19 protein-coding genes, 2 pseudogenes and 1 riboswitch are annotated in these 21,265 nt (G+C 63.2%); of the genes and pseudogenes, 10 read left to right on the top strand and 11 right to left on the bottom strand.

Going from position 1 to position 21,265, the window contains the following annotated elements:
• Window positions 1-5 precede the first annotated feature (5 nt).
• From NQE15_RS04405 to NQE15_RS24000, 4 genes and pseudogenes are all read left to right on the top strand, one after another.
• The gene (locus NQE15_RS04405; RefSeq protein ID WP_265946880.1) at window positions 6-941 is read left to right on the top strand and encodes a carbohydrate kinase family protein; all 936 of its coding nucleotides are present in this window, start codon (window positions 6-8) and stop codon (window positions 939-941) included.
• Between the two features lie 9 nt (window positions 942-950).
• Window positions 951-1,400, top strand: coding sequence for a glycine zipper 2TM domain-containing protein (locus tag NQE15_RS04400; protein WP_265946878.1), 450 nt, complete (start codon window positions 951-953; stop codon window positions 1,398-1,400).
• 80 nt (window positions 1,401-1,480) lie between these two features.
• Window positions 1,481-2,239 carry a GNAT family N-acetyltransferase gene (locus NQE15_RS04395; protein WP_265946876.1) on the top strand — a complete coding sequence of 253 codons (759 nt, stop codon included), beginning with the start codon at window positions 1,481-1,483 and terminating at the stop codon, window positions 2,237-2,239.
• Between the two features lie 206 nt (window positions 2,240-2,445).
• Window positions 2,446-2,712 (top strand): annotated as a pseudogene (locus NQE15_RS24000) (lysophospholipid acyltransferase family protein); the annotation flags it as partial.
• Window positions 2,713-2,950: 238 nt separating this feature from the next.
• Here the strand turns inward: NQE15_RS24000 and NQE15_RS04385 are convergent.
• The 4 genes from NQE15_RS04385 to NQE15_RS04370 are packed head-to-tail and all read right to left on the bottom strand — an operon-like array spanning window position 2,951 to window position 7,423.
• On the bottom strand, window positions 2,951-3,781 hold the full coding sequence (locus tag NQE15_RS04385; RefSeq protein ID WP_265946874.1) for a symmetrical bis(5'-nucleosyl)-tetraphosphatase: 831 nt from the start codon (window positions 3,779-3,781) through the stop codon (window positions 2,951-2,953).
• Window positions 3,781-5,604, bottom strand: a complete 1,824-nt coding sequence (glmS, locus tag NQE15_RS04380) for a glutamine--fructose-6-phosphate transaminase (isomerizing) (protein ID WP_265946872.1) — start codon at window positions 5,602-5,604, stop codon at window positions 3,781-3,783. Before glmS ends, NQE15_RS04385 begins: the two co-directional genes overlap by 1 nt.
• 9 nt (window positions 5,605-5,613) lie before the next feature.
• A complete protein-coding gene (locus NQE15_RS04375) occupies window positions 5,614-6,621 on the bottom strand; it encodes an NAD-dependent epimerase (protein WP_265946870.1) in 1,008 nt (335 codons plus the stop codon).
• A 31-nt stretch (window positions 6,622-6,652) separates the two neighbouring features.
• Window positions 6,653-7,423, bottom strand: a complete 771-nt coding sequence (locus tag NQE15_RS04370) for a glycosyltransferase family 2 protein (RefSeq protein ID WP_265946867.1) — start codon at window positions 7,421-7,423, stop codon at window positions 6,653-6,655.
• A gap of 55 nt (window positions 7,424-7,478) precedes the next feature.
• Here NQE15_RS04370 and waaC point away from each other — a divergent pair, with 55 nt between their 5' ends.
• Together waaC and waaA are read left to right on the top strand one after the other, a co-directional pair.
• Window positions 7,479-8,417 (top strand): lipopolysaccharide heptosyltransferase I, encoded by a 939-nt coding sequence (waaC, locus tag NQE15_RS04365; RefSeq protein WP_265946865.1) that lies wholly within the window; start codon window positions 7,479-7,481, stop codon window positions 8,415-8,417.
• Complete coding sequence (gene waaA / locus NQE15_RS04360; protein ID WP_416336500.1) at window positions 8,417-9,676, top strand: lipid IV(A) 3-deoxy-D-manno-octulosonic acid transferase; 1,260 nt, start codon at window positions 8,417-8,419, stop codon at window positions 9,674-9,676. Before waaC ends, waaA begins: the two co-directional genes overlap by 1 nt.
• On the opposite strand, the gene NQE15_RS04355 is transcribed toward waaA, so the two are convergent.
• The 5 genes and pseudogenes from NQE15_RS04355 to NQE15_RS04335 all read right to left on the bottom strand — a co-directional run bounded on the left by NQE15_RS04355 (window position 9,642) and on the right by NQE15_RS04335 (window position 14,145).
• Window positions 9,642-10,976: a TolC family outer membrane protein gene (locus NQE15_RS04355; protein ID WP_265946863.1), complete on the bottom strand. Its 1,335-nt coding sequence runs from the start codon at window positions 10,974-10,976 to the stop codon at window positions 9,642-9,644. The genes waaA and NQE15_RS04355 overlap by 35 nt on opposite strands.
• Window positions 10,977-10,983: 7 nt before the next feature.
• On the bottom strand, window positions 10,984-11,307 hold the full coding sequence (locus tag NQE15_RS04350) for a rhodanese-like domain-containing protein (protein ID WP_265946861.1): 324 nt from the start codon (window positions 11,305-11,307) through the stop codon (window positions 10,984-10,986).
• Window positions 11,307-11,959, bottom strand: a pseudogene (locus NQE15_RS04345) (protein-L-isoaspartate O-methyltransferase family protein). Before NQE15_RS04345 ends, NQE15_RS04350 begins: the two are co-directional and overlap by 1 nt.
• 60 nt (window positions 11,960-12,019) lie before the next feature.
• Entirely contained in the window at window positions 12,020-12,652 is a 633-nt protein-coding gene (locus tag NQE15_RS04340; RefSeq protein ID WP_265946859.1) for a TetR/AcrR family transcriptional regulator, read from the bottom strand.
• A gap of 53 nt (window positions 12,653-12,705) precedes the next feature.
• Entirely contained in the window at window positions 12,706-14,145 is a 1,440-nt protein-coding gene (locus NQE15_RS04335) for a carbonic anhydrase (RefSeq protein ID WP_265946857.1), read from the bottom strand.
• A 122-nt stretch (window positions 14,146-14,267) separates the two neighbouring features.
• A riboswitch (TPP riboswitch) is annotated at window positions 14,268-14,363 on the top strand.
• A 57-nt stretch (window positions 14,364-14,420) separates the two neighbouring features.
• On the opposite strand from NQE15_RS04335, the gene thiC reads away from it, so the two are divergent.
• The gene (thiC, locus tag NQE15_RS04330; RefSeq protein ID WP_265946854.1) at window positions 14,421-16,337 is read left to right on the top strand and encodes a phosphomethylpyrimidine synthase ThiC; all 1,917 of its coding nucleotides are present in this window, start codon (window positions 14,421-14,423) and stop codon (window positions 16,335-16,337) included.
• A 67-nt stretch (window positions 16,338-16,404) separates the two neighbouring features.
• Here thiC and NQE15_RS04325 read toward each other — a convergent pair whose 3' ends face one another.
• Together NQE15_RS04325 and NQE15_RS04320 are read right to left on the bottom strand one after the other, a co-directional pair.
• Complete coding sequence (locus tag NQE15_RS04325; protein ID WP_265946852.1) at window positions 16,405-17,055, bottom strand: GSU2403 family nucleotidyltransferase fold protein; 651 nt, start codon at window positions 17,053-17,055, stop codon at window positions 16,405-16,407.
• Window positions 17,028-17,516 (bottom strand): hypothetical protein, encoded by a 489-nt coding sequence (locus NQE15_RS04320; RefSeq protein ID WP_265946850.1) that lies wholly within the window; start codon window positions 17,514-17,516, stop codon window positions 17,028-17,030. Before NQE15_RS04320 ends, NQE15_RS04325 begins: the two co-directional genes overlap by 28 nt.
• A gap of 243 nt (window positions 17,517-17,759) precedes the next feature.
• Here NQE15_RS04320 and NQE15_RS04315 point away from each other — a divergent pair, with 243 nt between their 5' ends.
• The 3 genes from NQE15_RS04315 (at window position 17,760) to NQE15_RS04305 (ending at window position 21,177) form a co-directional block, all read left to right on the top strand.
• Window positions 17,760-18,251 (top strand): Spy/CpxP family protein refolding chaperone, encoded by a 492-nt coding sequence (locus NQE15_RS04315; RefSeq protein WP_265946848.1) that lies wholly within the window; start codon window positions 17,760-17,762, stop codon window positions 18,249-18,251.
• Window positions 18,252-18,520: 269 nt separating this feature from the next.
• On the top strand, window positions 18,521-19,879 hold the full coding sequence (locus NQE15_RS04310; RefSeq protein WP_416336499.1) for an efflux transporter outer membrane subunit: 1,359 nt from the start codon (window positions 18,521-18,523) through the stop codon (window positions 19,877-19,879).
• Window positions 19,876-21,177: an efflux RND transporter periplasmic adaptor subunit gene (locus NQE15_RS04305; RefSeq protein WP_265946844.1), complete on the top strand. Its 1,302-nt coding sequence runs from the start codon at window positions 19,876-19,878 to the stop codon at window positions 21,175-21,177. The genes NQE15_RS04310 and NQE15_RS04305 overlap by 4 nt, the downstream gene beginning before the upstream one ends.
• The last annotated feature ends 88 nt before the right edge of the window (window positions 21,178-21,265 follow it).

Below are 21,265 nucleotides of genomic sequence, written 5' to 3'. Positions count from 1 at the left end.
TCAACATGACGACACTTATCTGCGGTTCGCTGGCTTTCGACAACATCATGGTCTTCCCGGACCGCTTCAAGAACCACATCCTGCCCGAACAGATTCACATTCTGAACGTCGCTTTCCTGGTGCCGGAAATGCGCCGCGAGTTCGGCGGCTGTGCCGGCAATATCGCCTACAACCTGATGTTGCTCGGCGGCGAGCCGCTGATCATGGCCACCGTCGGTGACGATGCCGCCCCCTATCTCGAACGCCTGGACAAGCTCGGCCTGCCGCGCACCCACGTCCGCCACGTCCCTGGCGGCTTCACGGCGCAGGCCTTCATCACCACCGATCTCGACGACAACCAGATCACCGCCTTCCATCCCGGCGCCATGAGCTTTTCCCACCTCAACAAGGTTGAGCACGCGCCATCGGCCAAACTCGGCATCGTCGCCCCGGACGGGCGCGAAGGCATGATGCAGCACGCCCGCGATTTCGCGACAGCCGGCGTCCCCTTCGTCTTCGATCCGGGCCAGGGTCTGCCGATGTTCAACGGCGACGAACTGCTCGACTTCATGCGCCTGGCCGACTATGCCTGCTTCAACGACTACGAGGCCAAACTGCTTTGCGACCGCACCGGCCGCAGCCTCGACCAGCTGGCCGACGAGGTCAAGGCCCTGATCGTCACCAAGGGCGGCGAGGGCTCGGAAATCCGGGCCGCTGGTCAGCGTTACGATATCCCCTGCGTCCCGGCCGACGACATTCTCGACCCGACCGGTTGCGGCGATGCCTACCGCTCCGGCCTGCTCTACGGCATCGCCAACGGCTTCGACTGGCTGGCCACCGGCCGCCTGGCAGCAGTGATGGGCGCCATCAAGATCGCCCACCGCGGCGGCCAGAACCACCAGCCGAGCCGTGAAGAAATCGCCGCCCGCTATCAGCGCGCCTTCGGATCCCTGCCCTGGTAATTGCCAACCATGAAAACACTATCCTTTTTACTGATCGCCGCAGCCTTGCTGGCCGGCTGCGCGAGCAGCAAATCCGGCGACGTCTATAGCCGCGATCAGGCCCGTCGCGAGCAGACCATCCGCATGGGAATCGTCGAATCGGTGCGCCCGGTCACCATGGAGGGCACCAAATCGGCCGTCGGGCCAATGGCTGGCGCGGCGGTCGGTGGCATCGCCGGCAGCACCCTGGGCCACGGCCAGGGCTCGGCGGTGACTGCGGTGATCGGCGCCGTCGCCGGCGGACTGGCCGGTGCCGCGATCGAGGAAGGCGTCACCCGCCGCCAGGCTCTGGAGATCACCGTCAAACTGGATAACGGCCAGTTTCTGGCGATAGTCCAGGAAGGCGACGCCGCCGAGTTTCGTCCGGGCGATCGCGTCCGTCTGCTGTCCACCGGTGGCGAAACCCGGGTCACGCGTTGAAATGGCGGCGTAAAACGCCTGCAATAGCCCTGTAATGCCGGGCTTCCAGACTGTTCTCCATCACCACGACGGAGAACAGCATGGAAGAACTACAGAGCGGCGCCGCACAACGCCGCGCCAAACGCCCGAGCCTGGCGGTCGGCTTCGCCCGCACCCAGAGCGACATTCTCGAAGCCCAGCGCCTGCGCTACCGCGTCTTTGCCGGCGAAATGGGGGCCAATCTGCCGAGCCGCACGCCGGGCGTCGATCACGACATTTACGACCCGTATTGCACGCATCTTGTCGTCCGCGATACGCAGAGCGGCGAGATTGTCGGCACCTACCGCATTCTGTCCCCGGAAAACGCCCGGCAGATCGGCTACTACTCCGAAAACGAATTCGACCTGACGCGTCTGCAGCATCTGCGCTCCCGCCTGGTCGAGATTGGCCGCTCCTGCGTCCATCCCGACTACCGCACCGGGGCGACGATCACCCTGCTCTGGGCAGGCCTCGCCGAGTATATGTCGGAGGGTAGTTACGACTACCTGATGGGCTGCGCCTCGATCAGCATGGCCGACGGCGGGCATGCCGCCGCCAGCTTGTATAATCGCCTGGCCGAGCACCTCGGGCCGGCCGAATACCGCGTCTTCCCGCGCTGCCCGCTACCGCTGGCCGCACTCCAGAGCGACCAGCCGGCCGAAACGCCGCCGCTGATCAAGGGCTATCTGCGGGCTGGCGCCTGGATTTGCGGCGAACCGGCCTGGGATCCCGATTTCAATACAGCCGACCTGCCCATCCTGTTGCCGATGGCCAAGGTCGCCAACCGTTACGCCAAACATTACCTGGGACAAGCAGACTGAACGAAACCACTTTCCTGATTCGCGCCTTCCGGCTGTTTCGCCTGGCCCTGCTGATCGCCAGCGGGGCTTTGGTCGTCCTTTGCGTTTTTCCGGTTTGCGGCGAGGCCGTACGCCGCCGCCTGAAATCCAGCTGGGCGATCGCGCTGCTCGATACGCTCGGCGTCGAGGTCGAAGCCGACCTGACCCATACGGTACCCGGCGCGCTGGTGGTTGCCAACCATATCTCGTGGATCGATATCTACGTCATCAACTCGGTACTGCCAGCCGCCTTCGTTTCCAAGGAAGAGGTGCGGCACTGGCCCCTGATCGGCTGGCTGGCAGCGAAGAACGACACGATCTTCCTGCGCCGCGGCAGCCGCGGCCATGCCCGGATCATCAATCAGCAGGTCGCTAAAGTATTGGACCAGGGGAAATATGTGGCCGTCTTTCCCGAGGGCACGACGACCGATGGCACGCATTTGCTGCATTTCCATGCAGCCCTGATCCAGCCGGCGTTGGCGGCGGGCCGACCGGTACTGCCGGTCGGGATCTCCTACTGGGAACTCGACGGCCAGCGCAGCCTGGCGCCGCGTTACGACGGGAGTATTTCGATGGGCCAATGCACGCGGGCGATTCTCGGCCGCAAGCGTTTGATTGCCCGGCTGGTCACTACGCCGCTACGTGGCCTGAACGGCGAAGACCGGCGCCAGGTTGCCGCGGCGGCGCGCGAGGCTATCGCTCTAGCGGCTGGGCTTCCCCAGCCGAGCAATCCACCTGAAAAAGCTGCCGGTCTTCCAGGCGGAATGCCGTCAGATGGCCGCCCCACAGGCAACCGGAATCCAGTGCCAGCAGATTCGGCGTGATCTTCAGGCCGAGGGCCGACCAGTGGCCGGTGACCAGCACAGCGTCAGCACTCTGCCGATTCGGCAGGTCGAACCAGGGCAGATGGCCGGCCGGTGCATTGGCCAGCTTGCCCTTGACCTTGAATTCCATGGTCCCGGCCAGCGTGCAGAAGCGCATCCGGGTCATCGCATTGACGATCACCCGCAAACGTGGCCAGCCCGTCAGGTCGTCCGACCAGCCGGCCGGTTCGCTGCCCCACAGGTTAAGAATAAATTCGCGATAATCCGGCCCCTGCAGCGCAGCCTCCACTTCACACGACAGTTCCCGGGCCTGGGCTGCCGTCCATTGCGGCAGCAGGCCGGCATGGACCAGGCAGTAGTTGCCCTCGGTAAAACACAGCGGCTGGCAACGCAGCCAGGCGAGCAGTTCGGCACAATCCGGAGCGTCGAGAATGGCCTGGATAGTGTCGTCCTTGCCGCGAAACTTGGCGCCGCCCTCGGCCACCATCAACAGATAGAGGTCGTGATTACCGAGCACGGTCACCGCTGCCGGCCCCAGTGATTTGATCAGGCGCAGCGTTTCCAGCGAATGCGGCCCGCGATTGACCAGGTCGCCGACCAGCCAGAGGCGGTCGGCGGCCGGGTCGAAGGCGCAAAGGTCGAGCAAACGGCGCAGGGAATCGTAACAACCCTGGATGTCACCGATGGCGTAGGTCGCCATTATTCGACGGTCACCGACTTCGCGAGGTTGCGCGGTTTGTCGACGTCGGTTCCCTTGACCAGCGCCGCGTGGTACGACAGCAACTGCAGCGGAATCACATGCAGGATGGGCGACAGTTCGCCGTAGTGCTCCGGCAGACGCAGGATATGTACGCCTTCCGATTCGGCTATTTCCGAGTCCGCATCGGCGAAGACGTAGAGCTCTCCGCCGCGAGCCTGAACTTCCCGGAGGTTGGACTTCAGCTTGTCGAGCAACTGGTCGTTGGGGGCGATCGAGATCACCGGCATGTCGCTGTCCACCAGCGCCAGCGGGCCGTGCTTCAGTTCGCCGGCCGGGTAGGCTTCGGCGTGGATGTAGGAGATTTCCTTGAGTTTGAGCGCACCTTCGAGGGCGATCGGATAATGCCGGCCGCGGCCGAGGAAGAGCGCATGGCGCTTGTCGGCGAAGCGCTGAGCCCAGCGCTTGATCTCACCTTCAAGTTCAAGCACCTTGTGAACGGCCACCGGCAGGTGGCGCAGTTGCTCCAGAAAGGCAGTTTCCTGAGCCGCTGTCAGGCGCTGCTTGATCTTGGCCATGACCAGGGTCAGCACGAAGAGGGCGGCGAGCTGGGTGGTGAAGGCCTTGGTCGAGGCGACGCCAATTTCCGGGCCGGCCCGGGTGATAAAGCGCAGCGCGCATTCGCGGACGATGGCCGATTCCGGCACATTGCAGATGGCCAGCGTCTTGTTTTGTCCGAGCGCTTTGGCGTGACGCAAGGCGGCCAGCGTGTCGGCCGTTTCGCCGGATTGCGAGATGGCGACGATCAACTGGCGGGGATTCGGAACCGAGGTCCGGTAGCGGTATTCGCTGGCGATCTCGACCGTGCACGGCACGCCGGCAATGGCTTCGAGCCAGTAGCGGGCGGTATAGCCCGAGTGGCTACTGGTGCCGCAGGCTAGAATGAGGATCGAGTCGACATCTTCCAGCAAGTGTCCGGCTTCGGCGCCGAAAATACCGGGCTGGATGGTTTTGCTGCCACCGACGATTTCCAGCGTATTGGCCAGCGCTTCCGGCTGCTCGAAGATTTCCTTCTGCATGTAGTGCTGGTAGTTGCCGAGTTCGACGGCCGCGGCGGAAAGCTGGGAAACATGCACTGGCCGCTCGACCGGCGTCCCGTCGAGGCGGGCGATCTTGACCGAGGTGGCGGTCAGTTCGGCGATATCGCCATTTTCCAGATAGACCATGTTGCGGGTGACCTGGAGCAGGGCCGAGGCATCGGAAGCGGCGTAGTTGCCGGTCTCGCTGACGCCGAGCAGCAGCGGCGAACCTTCGCGGGCGACGACGACCTTACCCGGCTGGTGATGGTCGATGACGGCAATGGCGTAGGCGCCGACCAGACGGCGGCAGACGATTTGCACGGCCGTGAACAGATCCGGCTCGCGCTTCAGCGTCGCTTCGATCAGATGGGCAATGCTTTCGGTATCGGTTTCGGAGGTGAAGACGTAACCCTGGGCGCTGAGTTCGCTGCGCAGGCCTTCATAGTTCTCGATGATGCCGTTATGAACCACGGCAATGCTGCCGGAGACATGCGGATGGGCGTTGCGTTCGCACGGTACGCCATGCGTCGCCCAGCGCGTGTGGGCGATGCCGGTGACGGCGTGGGTGCCGGTCGAGGCAGCTTCGAGTTCGGCGACGCGGCCGACCGAACGGACGCGCTCGATTTGGGTGGCCCCGATCACCGCCAGCCCGGCCGAGTCGTAGCCGCGGTATTCGAGCTTCTTCAGGCCTTCGACGAGAACGGGAACGATGTTGCTGCCGGCTGCTGCCGCGACGATGCCGCACATAGCTGATCCTTAAACCTTGTAGTAATCGCGATACCAGGCGATAAAGCGATTGACGCCTTCCTGGACAGTAGTACCCGGGACGAAGCCGACCCAGTCGTTGAGCAAATCGGTGTTGGCGTAGGTCGCCGGCACATCGCCATCCTGCAAGGGCAGCAGGCGCTTTTCCGCCTTCTGGCCGAGGGCACTCTCGATGGCGCCGATGAAGTCAAGCAATTGCACCGGGTTGTTGTTGCCGATATTGAAGACGCGGTAGGGGGCATTGCTGGTTGCCGGGTCGGCCTCGTCCGGCACGTAGGCCGGGTTGGCTTCGGCGGTACGATCCAGCACCCGGATCACGCCTTCGACGATATCGTCGACGTAGGTGAAGTCGCGCCGCATGTTGCCGTGGTTGAAGACATCGATCGGCCGGCCTTCGAGGATGGCCTTGGTAAACAGGAAGAGCGCCATGTCCGGCCGGCCCCACGGGCCATAGACCGTAAAGAAGCGCAGGCCGGTGGTCGGCAGGCCGAAGAGGTGGCTGTAGGTATGCGCCATCAGCTCATTGGCTTTCTTGGTCGCGGCGTAGAGGCTGACCGGGTGGTCGACGCTGTCGTGCTCCGAGAAGGGCATCTTGGTGTTGCCACCATAGACGCTGGAACTCGAGGCGTACACCAGATGCGCCACCCGGTTGTGGCGGCAGCCTTCGAGGATATTGGTGAAGCCGACCAGGTTGCTGTCGATGTAGGCGTGGGGATTCTGCAGCGAATAGCGAACGCCAGCCTGGGCCGCCAAATGGATCACCTTGTCGAACCTCTCTTCGGCAAAGAGCTTTTCCATACCGGCGCGGTCGCCGACGTCGAGCTTGACGAAGCGGAAGCCGGGCAGCGCGGCCAGGCGGGCCAGCCGGCTCTCCTTGAGGCTGACTTCGTAATAGTCGTTCATATTGTCGAGGCCGACGACTTCGTCGCCCCGGGCCAGCAGGCGCAACGAGGTGGTCATACCGATAAAGCCGGCAGCGCCGGTGACGAGAATTTTCACGAGTTAGGCCCTTTGCACGAAAGTCTGGATTTTACCGCAGCGCAGCATTTGCATTCTGACGCTCCAGCATTTTGGAATATTTCATCATGCTGTTGAAACAGCCGATGGCGATATGGATCAGGCCGGGCAGGCCATCGCGGAAGCCCTGACGGACGACGTAGAACTTGACGAAGCGGATCACCGGGCTCAGGGCGATGCGCCCGAAACTCGCCCGCTTGCCGGCGGCCAGCGCCATCTCGGCAGCCAGCGTGGTGTAGCGGTTCTGCTTGGTCAGATAGCTGGCCAGCGACTCGGCCGAATCGTGCAGCAGATCAGCCTGCAACTCGCCGACCGCGCCATCGGCCTCGACTTTTTCATGCACCGCATCGTCGGACCAGCGCGCCTGACGGCGGTCGAACAGGCGCAGACTCCAGTCCGGATAGCCTTCGCCGTGTTTCAGATAACGGCCAAGGAAGCGGTTGCAGCGCGGAAAACGAAAGGCCCCGCTCGCCGGGCTGCCCAGCGCGTTCTCGATGGCCGCCTGCAAGGCCGGTGTGACGCGCTCGTCGGCATCGAGGCAGAGCACCCAGTCGTGGCTGGCGGCCTCCACTGCAAACTGCTTTTGCGGCCCGAAACCCAGCCATTCCTGCTGAATCACGCGCGCCCCGCAACGCTCGGCGAGCGCCTGCGTGCCGTCGCTGCTGCCCGAGTCGACGACGACGATCTCCTCGGCAAAACGCACGCTTTCCAGGCAGGCCTCCAACTGGGACACCGCATTGAGCGTGATGATGGCAACGGAGAGCGGCTGGCGCGAGGCGGGCATTTATAATTGCGGCTTCGAAAAGTCGCCATTTTATCCGCCGATGCGCATCCTGATTGTGAAAACTTCCTCGCTCGGCGACGTTATCCACAACTTGCCCGTGGTTAGCGACATCAAACGGCATTTTCCCAATGCCCTTATCGACTGGTGCGTCGAGGAAAGCTTTGCGGCCATACCGCGCCTGCACCCCGGCGTCGGGCAGATCATCCCGGTCGCCCTTCGCCGCTGGCGGAAACAGCTGTTCAGCGTCGCCACCTGGCGGGAGATCGGGCGCTTTCGGCAGATCGTTCGCGCCAGCAGCTACGATGCGATCGTCGACACCCAGGGCTTGTTGAAAAGCGCTGTGCTCGCCCGCCAGGCGCGCGGTCCGCTCAGCGGTTACGCCGCCGACTCGGCACGGGAGCCGATCGCCGCCCGCTTTTACGACCGGCATTTCAGTATCGCCAAGGAGCAGCATGCCGTCGCCCGCAATCGCCAGCTGGCAGCTGCGGCGCTGGGCTATCGGCTTGAGAACGCCCCCGACTACGGCATTGCTGCCACGCCGGCCAGTTTCGACTGGCTGCCCGCCGCCCGCTATGTAGTTTTCCTGACCGCGACCAGCCGCGACGACAAGCTGTGGCCGGAAGCGTACTGGCAGACCCTCGGCCAGCAGCTGCGCGGCCAAGGTTACACGGCGGTCCTGCCGGGCGGCAGCAGTATCGAACGCGAGCGGGCAACACGGCTTGCCGCGGCGATTCCAGGCGCCATTGCCGCCCCGCCGATGAACATTCCGCAATTGGCCGCTCTGCTGGCCGGCAGCACGGCGGCAATCGGCGTTGATACCGGGCTGACCCATCTCGCCGTCGGGCTCAAGGTGCCGACCGTCGCGCTATATACGGCAACCGACCCCGGCCTGACCGGGGTGCTCGGCGCCGGCTTCTACCGCAATCTCGGCGGCAAGGCCCAGACGCCCAGCCCGCAGGTCGTACTCGCGGAATTACAGGCCGTCCTCGACTGATGGCCCGGCTGCTCTATTCGCTGTTTCTCTACCTCGCCACCCCGCTGATCTGGCTGCGCCTGCTCTGGCGCGCCCGCCGCCAGCCCGAGTACCTGCAGCACCTGGGCGAACGCTACGGTTTTTACGGCCAGCCGGCGCCGGACAGGCTGATCTGGGTGCATGCCGTCTCGGTCGGCGAAACGCGAGCCGCCCAACCCCTGATCGAAGGCCTGCTGGTGCGCTGGCCGGAGCATCGCATCCTGCTCACCGGCATGACCCCGACCGGTCGTGGCGCCGGCCGCCAGGTCTATGGCGAACGAGTCATTCAGGCCTACCTGCCCTACGATTACCCGGGGGCGACAGATCGCTTCTTTCGGCATTTCGCGCCGGCTTTCGGCGTCCTGATGGAAACCGAAATCTGGCCCAATCTGCTAGCTGCCGCCCGCAGCCGCCGGGTGTCTGTAATGCTGGCCAACGCCCGCCTGTCGGCGCGTTCGGCCCGCGGCTACGGCAAGCTCGACGCCTTGGTCCGGCCGGCCTTCGCCGCGCTCAGCGGCGTTGCCGCCCAGACCGCCGGCGACGCCGAAAGGATTTCAGAGCGGGGCGCAGCAATGGTGGAAGTCTCAGGCAATCTGAAATTCGATGTCACCCCGGCCGATGAGCAGATCGAGCTTGGCCGGCAATGGCGGGCGGTTATCGGCCAGCGCCCCGTCTGGCTCGCCGCCAGTACCCGCGAAGGCGAGGAAATGCTGATCCTCGAGGCCTGGCGCGAAGTAAAAGTCGCTGACGCGCTGCTGGTGCTGGTCCCCCGCCACCCGCAACGCTTTGACGAGGTTGCTGCCTTGTTGCGGCAGCACGATCTGAAAACGGTTCGCCGCAGCACCGGTCTGCCGGCGGCCGACACCGAGGTCTGGCTAGGCGACAGCATGGGCGAAATGGCCGCCTACTTTACGCTGGCCGATCTCGCCTTCATTGGCGGCAGCCTGCTGCCGCTAGGCGGCCAGAACCTGATCGAGGCCGCCGCCTGCGACTGCCCGGTGCTGGTTGGCCCGCATACCTTTAATTTCCTGCAGGCCACCGAGGATGCCATCGCGGCCGGCGCCGCGCGCCGCGTCGACAGCCCTGCCGCATTGGGGGCAGCGGTTAACGAACTGCTCGGGGAAAAAACCGGGCTGGCGAGCATGCGCCAGGCAACCGGGCAATTTGCTGCGGCGCACCGGGGTGCGGCACAGCGGACGCTGGACCTTATTGCGCGTTGGTCGGATCGAGCAGGGCGTTGATCCGGGCGACGTCTTCCTCACCCAGAGCCCCCACGGCAGCCTTCAGCCGCAACTGTGCCATCAGCGTATCGTAGGTGGCCTTGGCCAGATCGCGGCGGGTCACGTAGACCTGGTTTTCAGCATTCAATACATCGATGTTGATGCGGACGCCGACTTCATAACCCAGCTTGTTTGACTCCAGGGCCGACTGCGACGAGATCAGCGCGGCTTTCAGGGCCCGGACCTGGGCCAGTCCGCTGGCCACCCCGAGATAAGACTGCTGGCTGGCCAGCGCGGCTCCGCGCCGGGCGGTTTCGAGATTCGATTGGGCTGCCGTCCGGTTGGCCGCTGCTTCGCGTTCGCGGGAAACCACCAGCCCGCCCTGGAAGAGCGGGATATTGAGCTGGACGCCGACATTCTGATAATCGGTGTCGAGCATGCCCAGCGTCGAGGCAAAGGATTTCGAGTGACCATAATTCGCCACGAGGTCCACGGTCGGATAGTGTCCGGCGCGCTGCTTGTCGACTTCGCGCGCCGCGATGTCGGCTACCAACTGCTGAATCTGCACCGTGATACTGTCTTTTTCGGCGGCGGCAACCCAGGCGCCCATGCTGGACGGGTCGGGCGGCGACAGTTCGGCCTCCTTGCGCAAACCGGCCAGGACGCCCGGCTCCTTACCCAGAATGGACTGCAGGGCACGGCGCTTGATTTCGTAATCGCTTTCGGCGGCGATTTCCTGGGCCAGGGCGAGGTCATAGCGGGCCTGCGCTTCATGGCTGTCGGTGATGGTCGCCGTACCGACCTCAAAATTCTTCTTGGCCGATTCCAGTTGCTGTGCGATGGCCGCCTTGTTGGCACGGACCGCGACCAGGCTTTCGTTGGCGTACAGCACATCGAAATAGGCTTGGGCGACGCGCAGGATCAAATCCTGCCGGACCTGGGCAAAATTACCCTCGGCTTGCGCCACCTGCATTTTTGACTGATCGTAGGTCACCCAGTTCTGCCAGCGGAAAAGCGGCTGCGACAGCGTGACCTGATAGCCATTCGAGTTGTAACGCTGATTCTTGAGGTTCGGCGGCAGAGTCTGGCTGCGCGAATCCAAGGTATTGTCGTTCCACACCGTATTGCCCGACAGCGTCAGACTCGGCAGCAGCCCAGCCCGGCCTTGTGGCATGCGTTCGCGCCCGGCATCGAGCGTGGCACGGGCTGCAGCATAGGTCGAGTCGTTGTCCTGGGCCTCGCGATAAACCTGCATCAGGTCAGCCGCAAATAGCGGTGACGCGAGCAAGGGATAAGCCATCAGCCAGGCAAGCTTTTTCATGTCTTCCTCAATAACGACGCATGGCGGGATCAACCTCGGTCGCCCAGGCTTCGACGCCGCCCGCCAGATTGTTGATGGCGGCAAAGCCCCGGCTTTCGAGGAACATCCCAACCTGCATGCTGCGCGCGCCGTGGTGGCAGATGACCACGATGTCCTGATCGGGATTCAGTTCGCCAAAGCGCACCGGCACCAGATGCATTGGCATGTGCTGCGCACCGTCCAGGTGGCACAGCTCGAATTCCCAAGGTTCGCGGACATCGAGCAGCACAGGAGCCGGCCGGCTGTCGTCGGCCAGCCATTGCGCGAGTTGAGGTGCACTTAGCTGTTGCATCAGAGCGCGAAGCTGCTCCGGGCAGCGATGCCGTCGAGCGGGGGAACGACCGTCTCGAACAGGTTGACGGTATTGAAGACGCCTTCGGCGGTACAGGTCACCAGTTGCGCTTCCATGACCGGCGCTTCGCCGACGATGACGGCCAGACGTCCGCCGACCCGCAGTTGCTTGAGCAGGGCATCGGGCAAGACCGGAACCGAACCGGAAACCACGATGGCGTCGTAGGGACCGCGGGCGGCCCAACCATTGGCGCCATCGCCGATTTCGACGGTGACATTGCTTACCCGGCGCGCGCCAGGTTCTCTTTGGCAATCGCGGCCAGTTCCGGACGGCATTCGACGGTGACGACATGATCGGCACGAGCGGCCAGCAGGGCGGCCATATAACCGCTGCCGGTGCCGATTTCGAGAATCTTGTCGGTCTTCTTGATACCGAGTTCCTGCAACATCTTGGCCTCAATCTTCGGGGCCAGCATGACCTGACCGCTACCGAGCGGCACTTCCAGATCGGCGAAAGCCAGATTGCGATAGGCCGGGGGCGTGAAATCCTCGCGCTTGACGACGAAGAGCAGGTCGAGAACCTGCGGATCCAGAACCTCCCAGGGCCGGATCTGTTGTTCGATCATGTTGAAGCGCGCTTGCTCGATATTCATTTGGGTCTCCGCAGACTAAATATTAGCACAAGCTAATATATTGATTCCGACAAAATAAAATTATACCTGAGTCGTGCACAAGCCCTGACGCAGCAGGTCCATGTGTATTCTCAGATAGAGCTGCGAGTCGCCTTCGCCGCTCTGGCAGCAGGCCATCGAGAAGCGCCAGATGACCAGCATCAGGATGGGCGCGATGATCACATCGATCGTGGTTTTGACATCCATGCGCCGGAACTCGCCCGTCGCCATGCCGCTCTCGAGAGTGCTGCCGATCAGGGCGTGGACACGCTGGATCACGTTTTCGTAGTAGTACTGGGCAACCTCGGGAAAATTCCTGGCTTCGGCCACCATCAGCTTGGGGATGCCGGCCAGTTCGTTCTGGCCGATTTTCTCCCACCAGTGAGCGAGCAGCTTTTCCAAGAGGTCGAAGGCGGAACCCGCATGCTGGGCGGCGATGGCCTCGTTCTCGGCCACTACGGGAATGATCCCTTCCTGGATGACCGCCTTGAAGAGAGCTTCCTTACTATCGAAATACAGATAGAGCGTGCCCTTGGATACGCCGGCACGGGCCGCGATATCCTCCAGGCGGGTGGCGGCAAAGCCTTTTTCGACGAACAGCCCGAGTGCAGCGGCGGTGAGTTCCGAGGGGCGCGCTTCCTTGCGACGTTTGCGAGGCGGAGGACTGAAAGACATGGGTAGCTTAATGACTGTTTGGTCATTAAGCTACCATCGCGCTTCGTCGCCGGTCAACGACCCTCTTTGATCAGCCGCCCCGCCGTCGGCTGGATCGGCCGGGCATTGTTCCTATAGAGCCGCGAGAAGATATTGATCTGATCCTGCGAAACCGCAACCGGTTGCTTCATGACCAGCCACAGCACACCTTCGGTACAGGGCGGTATCGTCCGCGACCCCATGTAGGTGTAGTAATTCGGCGAAGCGGGCAACAGACTCGCCGGATTGATGACCGGGACCGGCGGGGAAACCGAGAGATGCTTCTCAAGTGGCAGGTTGTTCCACAAGGTCTGGATAAAGGGATTCTCGTTGCCCCCTTCGAGCAGCACGGCAACGATGGCCAACTGCCCGTCATCGGCCTTATGCACCATATGGGCCACCATGTCGAAGCGCTGACCGTTGATCTTTTCTTCGGACGGCCGATGGAAGTGGAGCTCGACCAGTTCGTAAGATTTGCCGGTCAGGCTGATCGAACTGTCGGCGACGACGACCTGCACCGTATGGCCGTTATCGACGATGCGGAAGGTCGAGGGACGGTAGTTGAACTTGATCGGTTCGACATCAACCTTGATGCCGTCGCGAATGTCGATCGGCGACTGGCGTTGGCCGGTGGCGCAGGCGACGTTTCGCGGATCGAGTTTGGACCAGTTGTCCGGACTGCCCATCCCCTCATAGTCCCACTGAATGCTGGCGTGCTGCAGGACAGCCTCGGAGTGTGTCAGTTCCAGCATATAGCCTTCGGATCGCGCCGGACGCCTGGGTTTCGGAGAAGGCGTAGTGCGCACCACGGCCATCGACGATTTCAAGGGCGCCACCACCTTTTCCGCCGGCGGGGGAGGTGGTGCCTTGGGTGGTTCGACCGCCGCCCGTAGATTGGGTTTTATCGACGGAATGGAACTCTTTTCCTCATCCTTGCCCGGCGTCGCGCCCTGCCCGGCATCGCTGGCCTTTACGGCGCCAGGCTTTTGCGCCTTGGCCATTTCCTTCTTGAGCAGCGCCTCGTTGGCTTCCTTCAACTGCCCGGCCGCCTCGTTGGCCTTCTGCGCCAGATCGGCCAGGCTCTCCTTGGGTGGCCGGCAGACCTCGCGCAGCACCTTGTCGTCCAGCGTGCCACTGCGTACCGGCAGATCGGTCCCTTTCAGCTCTTCCTCGCGGACGATTTGGGTTTCGTTCTTCTTGAAAATCCGGCGAAGCGTGACGGCATTGCGCGATGCACAGTCGTAACGGGTCAAAGCCTCGATCACCCGATAGCCGGCCCCGGAACGGATATCGACCAATTCCTTTTCAAGAACGATGCGCCCCTGCGCCTGGACCGTGGTGCCATCACGCTTGATGCTGGTGCGGTCGAGTTCGATGCGCTTGCCGGGTTCGGACGAAATAGTTTGCCAGGTAGGCGCGGCCGTGGCGGCAATAGGGAGTGTTGCCAACAGGGCGGCGATGGTGAGCAGGCGCATTTCGTATCCCTTGGTTCTTCTTTGAATTCCACGGCTTGACAACACTATTTCGACCATTTTCGGGAAATCTTGAGCGCGGAATCACATTTCTTGCATTTTGCCTGTGTTTCCAGTAACTTGCAGCCACTCGTTAGGGGTGCCCGGCAACGCGCGGGCTGAGAAAAACCCTTCGAACCTGACCGGGTCATGCCGTCGTAGGGAAACGAACTCCGCTGCTGTGGAACCAGATCGCTCCTTGCCCGTCTTACCCCGCTGCATACACGCAAGGAGCACCCATGAACGTCAAAGAACAATTCCTCGCCGCCAACGCCCATGTTGACGAGGCCGCAGTCCAGTCGCTGCCCAATTCCCGCAAGATCTATGTCGAAGGTTCGCGTCCGGACATTCGGGTGCCGATGCGTGAAATCTCGCAATCCGATACCGACACCGCTTTCGGTGGCGAGAAGAATCCGCCGATCTACGTTTACGACTGTTCGGGCCCTTACTCCGACCCCGCCATCAAGATTGACATCCGTTCCGGTCTGCCGGCCCTGCGCGCCCAGTGGATCGCCGAGCGCGGCGATGTCGAGGAACTGCCCGGTCTGACTTCCGAATTCGGCCGCATTCGTGCCGAAGACAAGGCGCTCGACGAGCTGCGCTTCCCCGGCCTGCACAGGAAGCCGCTGCGCGCCAAGGCTGGCAAGAATGTCAGCCAGATGCACTACGCCCGGCAAGGCATCATCACGCCCGAGATGGAATACGTCGCCATCCGCGAAAACAACAATCGCCGCGCCTATATCGAAGGCCTCAAAGCCTCCGGCCCGATGGGCAACAAGCTGGCTGCCCTGCTCGGCCGCCAGCACCCGGGCCAGAACTTCGGCGCCTCGATCCCGGAAGAAATCACCCCGGAATTCGTGCGCAGCGAAATCGCCCGCGGCCGCGCCATCATTCCCAACAACATCAATCACCCGGAATCCGAGCCGATGATCATCGGCCGCAACTTCCTCACCAAGATCAACGCCAACATCGGCAACTCGGCGCTCGGCTCCAGCATTCAGGAAGAAGTAGAGAAAATGACCTGGTCGATCCGCTGGGGCGGCGACACCGTGATGGACCTGTCCACCGGCAAGAACATTCACGAAACCCGTGAATGGATCATCCGCAACAGCCCGGTCGCCATCGGCACCGTGCCAATCTATCAGGCGCTGGAAAAGGTCAACGGCAAGGCCGAAGACCTGACTTGGGAAATCTTCCGCGACACGCTGATCGAACAGGCTGAACAAGGCGTCGACTATTTCACCATTCACGCCGGCGTGCTGCTCCGCTACGTGCCGCTGACCGCCAACCGGATGACCGGCATCGTCAGCCGTGGCGGCTCGATCATGGCCAAGTGGTGCCTGGCCCATCACAAGGAAAGCTTCCTCTACACCCACTTCGAGGAAATCTGCGAAATCATGAAGGCCTACGACGTCGCCTTCAGCCTCGGCGACGGCCTGCGTCCCGGCTCGATCTACGATGCCAACGACGAAGCCCAGCTCGGCGAACTGAAGACCCTCGGCGAACTGACCCAGATCGCCTGGAAGCACGACGTGCAGGTCATGATCGAAGGCCCCGGCCATGTGCCGATGCACATGATCAAGGAGAACATGGACCTGCAGCTCGAATACTGTGACGAAGCCCCGTTCTACACCCTTGGCCCCCTGACCACCGACATCGCGCCGGGCTACGACCACATCACCAGCGGCATCGGCGCCGCGATGATCGGCTGGTACGGCACCGCCATGCTCTGCTATGTCACGCCCAAGGAACACCTCGGCCTGCCCGACAAGGACGACGTCAAGGTCGGCATCATCACCTACAAGCTCGCTGCCCACGCCGCCGACCTCGCCAAGGGCCACCCCGGCGCGCAGATCCGCGACAACGCGCTGTCCAAGGCACGCTTCGAATTCCGCTGGGACGACCAGTTCAACCTCGGCCTCGATCCGGACAAGGCGCGCGAATTCCACGACGAAACCCTGCCCAAGGAATCGGCCAAGGTCGCCCACTTCTGCTCGATGTGCGGCCCGCATTTCTGCTCGATGAAAATCACGCAGGAAGTGAGGGAGTTTGCCGCGCAGCAAGGCTTGGATGAATCAGCGGCGCTGGAGAAGGGGATGGAAGTGAAGTCGGTGGAGTTTGTGAAGGCCGGGGCTGAGGTTTATAGCAAGGTCTGACACGGTCAACCGGGGATAAGAAGCAAAAAGGCGACTGGCGCAGTCGCCTTTTTGCATTTATTAGTTGTTACGCCGATGCGCCGTCGGAGCCGGCAAGGCACTCGCGCAGAATTTCCATAAGCATTTCGTGCCCCCCGGCTTTCCTGAGCAAAACGGTATGGAGCGGCTTGATCCATGCCGTCATGGAAACCGGAGCCGCGGCAAAGGCATCCTGCAACGCAGCCGGATCAAGCTCCACCAGCGCCGCCGCGAGAACCAGCGCCTGTTGCTGGTCCTTGGCCGCTTTTTCCGGGAAGCCATGGCGCTGCGTGCTGGAATAAAGCTTGTGCCAGACCAGACGGGCGGCTTGCGGCAGGCGTACCGGGATGCAATGCCCGCCGGCCAGCATCGCGCCGGGTTCGGGCGCTTCCAGCAAATAGTCGTAATAGGGCACCGCCTGCGCCGCCCACTGCAATTCCGGGATGCGCACGATGGCGCCCAACTGCTCACCCGGCGCCAGCACATCGACCCGCAAGCCCTGAATGCCGGGCAGCTTCACCGAAGTCGACGGCGCGCTGGAGGGCAGTCCGGGAACCGGCACGAAAGGCAGTCCCGTGGCCTGCATGGTCGGCAGAAACGACAGGGTGGCCGCCAGCTTGAGTTGTTGCCGGCGCGCCAGATCGATATCCAGCGTCCGCGCGCTGATGGCGATCACGCCCAGTTCGTTGAGCCATGCCATGTAACCCAGCGTGCCGACGAGTACCAATCCAGCCTCGAAAGCCCCCGGTTGTGCAATTCAACCAGGACGCGGGCGACCGATTTGTCCGCCACCTGAAAGCCCAGCTTGCGCAAGGCCGACACCTGTGCGGCCGCCCACCCGCAAAACGCCATCTGCGCCTTCGTGGTCTGAAGGATGTCGTCGTCACCGTCTTTGCAAATCAGGGTTTCCGACTGCTTGCCGGGCGCCGGGTAGAAGACGCGATACCAGTACGCATGACCGGTTCCCGTGCGCAAATACAGAGAACCCGGGGTGCCGGGCAGTAAAGGACCGGCCGCCAGAGTTCTTTCCTTGATTTCCGCGTACTGCGTGCGGAAGGCCAGTTCGTGGTCGCGAAACAAGGTCGATTTCATTTTGGCATTACCCAATAAAATGGATTGTTGTTGGGTAATTGTAAGCTCGGCAACGGAGTTTTTACCCAATGAAATTGCAAATTAAAGCGGTAGTTTCCATTGTTCCAATCCGATGAGTACGGGCCAATTACATGGCATGCAAACAGACCGCTTCTGGCCCGGCCGACCGCAGCCCCCTTACCTGCGAGTTGTATTCTTCTGTCGCCCAATTTACGTTCATTTACAGCCCGCTAACCCGCCTTAACCGTGTCGAGGGGGAAGATTCGTCCTGTCGTCGGGCCTCACCCGAAGCTTGAAGTCAAAGGACTGAACGTGAATTTCCCCAAATTGAGTTTGAAGCGTTTTCTGGTGGCGGCGACGATTTCGCTGGTCGTGCCGTTGGCGGCCTTGGGGGTTGGCCACCGGGCTGGCAGTTGCGGTGTCGGGCCGGCCATCGAGCGGGTGAAGATGCCGCAGTATTTGCGCCAGTTGAATTTGAGCGAGGCGCAACACGACTGGGTTTTCGAGATCATGGACGGGCAGGCGCCGGCCATGCGCGAGAAGGTGAAGGCGGCGCGCCATGCCGAGGAGTCGCTGCGCAAGCTGATTCTTTCGACTGAATATACCGAGCCGAAGGCGCGCGAGTTGTCGGATAGCGCGGCTAGGGCGACGGCTGACCTGTCGCTGGCCCGAGCCATGGCCGAGCGCCAGGTTTATGCGGTGCTGACCGCCGAGCAGCGCAGCCAACTGGCCAAGCTGAAGGCCACCGGCAAAGCACCAATGGACGGGCTCAATGGCGAGCATCGTCCGCCACCCGGCCGTTAATCAAAGTTCCGGCTGCTGCTTGAAGGGCAGCAGCCACGCGACCTACCCCCTTGCCCGCCCCGGCTGAAATTGAGGTCGCGGCGGGCCTTTTACATCGTTTAACACCTGTGAAGACCGCAGGCAGTGAGAATGTCCGGATGAATTTCATGTCGTTTTCAATAGGGCCAAGTTGCCGCCTGTCGCTTGCCGTTTTATTGGCTGTTGGCTCGCTGAGTGCCTGTTCCGGCCTGCCTTCGGTCAGGCCGGATTATCAGGCGCCCGGGTGGGCCATGCCGGGCCGCTGGCTGGCGGCGAAGCCGGATGAGCGGGATCCGGTGCCGGCAAATGGCAATGCTACGGTCAGCCGGAAAAACAGCCCAAAATCGCAAAGTACCTGGTGGCAGCAGCTGGGCGATCCGGCGCTGGATGAACTGATCGCCACCGCCCAATCCGGCAGCCTCGACCTCAAGGCGGCGCAGGCTCGTTTGCGGCAGGCGCGGGCCAGTCGGGCGCAGGCGGTGAGCGGATATTTTCCGCAAGTGTCGGCGTCGACAGGTGCCAGCCGGACGAAGAACGCCACGGCCGTCAACGCCCTGCCGACGCGCACGTTGTACGACGCCGGTTTCGACGCCAGTTGGGAGCTCGATCTTTTCGGCGGCACGCGCCGGGCGGTCGAGGCGGCCAGCGCCGATCTGGCGGCGAGCGCGTCCAGTCTGGAAAACGTCCGCGTTTCGCTGGTCGCCGAGGTGGCGCAGAACTACGTTGAGTGGCGCGCCTACCAGTTGCGGCTGGCGATTGCCCGGTCCAATCTGGCCAGCCAGACCGAAACGGCGCAGATCACCGAATGGCGCGAGCAGGCCGGTCTGGCCAGTAGCGCCGATGTCGAGCAAGCGCGGACCAACCGCGAGCAAACGCGGGCCAGCATGCCGGACCTTGAGGTCGGGCTGGCGGCGGCGGAAAACCGGCTGGCGACCTTGCTCGGTCAGCAACCCGGCGCCCTGCATGAACAATTGCTCGCCGCGCAATCCAGGCCGGTGGTGCCGCCGACGGTGGCCACCGGCATCCCGACCGATGTGCTGCGCCAGCGGCCTGATCTGATCGTCGCCGAGCGCACGCTGGCGGCGGAAACGGCGCGCATCGGGCAGCGGCAGGCGGCGCGCTTTCCCAGCCTGTCGCTGGGTGGCTCTTTCGGCTGGCAGGCTTACAGCCTCGGCGCGCTGGGCAGCAGCGCCAGCTTGGTGCGCGCAGCGAGCGGTTCGCTTGCGGCCATGCTGTTTGACGGCGGCAAGCTGCGCAGCGCCGTGGATTTGCAGACGGCGGTGCAGGAAGCGGCGCTGGTGGCCTACGAGAGCGCCGTGCTGACCGCGCTGGAAGAGGTCGAAAATGCGCTGACCACCCACGCGCAGGCCCGCGACCGGGTGGTCGCCCGCGAGGCGGCGGCCGCTTCGGCGCGCAACGCGGCGACATTGAGCCGACAGATGTACGAAGCCGGCCTCGCCGACTTCCAGAAAGTGCTGGAAACCCAGCGCACCCAATTGACGGCCGAGGATTCGCTGGCCACCGCCCAGTCGGCTGTGCTGACCACGCTGATCCAGCTCTACAAGGCGCTCGGCGGCGGTTGGTCGGCCCATGAAAGTGATCGAACATGACAAAAACTACGGATACCCAAAGCACGGATACCTCGTCGGCGGCGCTCGTTGCGCTGCTCAGCAAGAATGCCAACCAGGGCACCGGCCGGCGGCGGCTGTGGCTGATCGGTGGCGGCATTGCCGTCGTGGTCGCGCTGTTGGTCGCTTTGTCCGGCGGCAACGGCCAGCCGGCCGGGCAATACCTGACCGAGGAGGCGGCTGTCGGCAACCTGCTGGTCACTGCCTCGGCCAGCGGCACCCTGCAGCCGACCAAGTCGGTCGATGTCGGCTCCGAGCTTTCCGGCACCCTGTCCAGCGTGCTGGTGCAGGAAAACGACGTGGTCAAGAAAGGCCAGTTGTTGGCCCAACTCGATACCGCCAAGTTGAAGGACGCCGTGGCCAAATCGCAGGCTGCGGTGGCGGCGGCGGAGGCTTCGGTGGCGCTGGCGCAGGCGACGGTGGCTGAAACGACGGCGTCGCTGAATCGCATGCGCCAGGTCGCCGAACTTTCCGGCGGCAAGGTGCCGGCCAAGACCGAGCTGGAGACGGCCGATGCGGCGCGGCAACGGGCCATCGCTAGTTTGGCCAGCGCCCGGGCCGAGGTGGTTCAGGCGCGGGCGACGGCGAAAACGGATGAAACCAATCTCGGCAAGGCGACCATCCGTTCGCCGGTTGATGGCGTCGTGCTGACCCGCAAGGTGGAGCCGGGCCAGACCGTGGTGGCGGCGATGACGACGCCGGTGCTCTTTGTGCTTGCCGAGGATCTGGCCAAAATGGAGTTGCAGGTCAAGGTCGATGAGGCCGATGTCGGCAATGTCAAAACCGGGCAGACGGCGAGCTTCACGGTGTCGGCCTGGCCGGGGCGCCAGTTTCCGGCGAGCATCCAGCGTGTCGGGCTGGGCTCGACGACGACCGATAACGTGGTGACGTACAAGACCATCTTGCGGGTCAATAACGACGATCTCGCGCTGCGGCCGGGCATGACGGCGACGGCTACTATCGTCACGGCCAGCCGCGACAAGGTGCTGCTGGTGCCCAACGCGGCGCTGCGTTTCACGCCACCGGGCGAGGGGGCGGCGGCGAAAGAGCGCGGCTTGGTCGCCCGCCTGATGCCCGGCCCGCCACCGGAGGCGCCGAAGAATCGCCCGGCTGCGGCCAAGGGCAGTGGCGACGGGCAGGTCTGGGTGCTGGTCGATGGCCAGCCGCAGGCGGTGGCGGTGAAAACCGGCGTCAGCAACGGGCGCCTTACCGAGGTGCTGGGTGGCGAGCTGAAGGCTGGCATGGCGGTGATTTCCGACTATCAGGCGGCGAAAAAGTGAGTTGCTACGGCCATAGAGGCAAAGGCTGGCCCCAGGCTCAACCGCGCCCCGAAGGACGTCCCCTTGGGGGAGAAAAAACGGCCAAAAT

This window comes from Dechloromonas sp. A34, from assembly GCF_026261605.1.
Lineage (GTDB): Bacteria > Pseudomonadota > Gammaproteobacteria > Burkholderiales > Rhodocyclaceae > Azonexus.
This window is presented reverse-complemented; position numbering and strand designations above follow the sequence as displayed.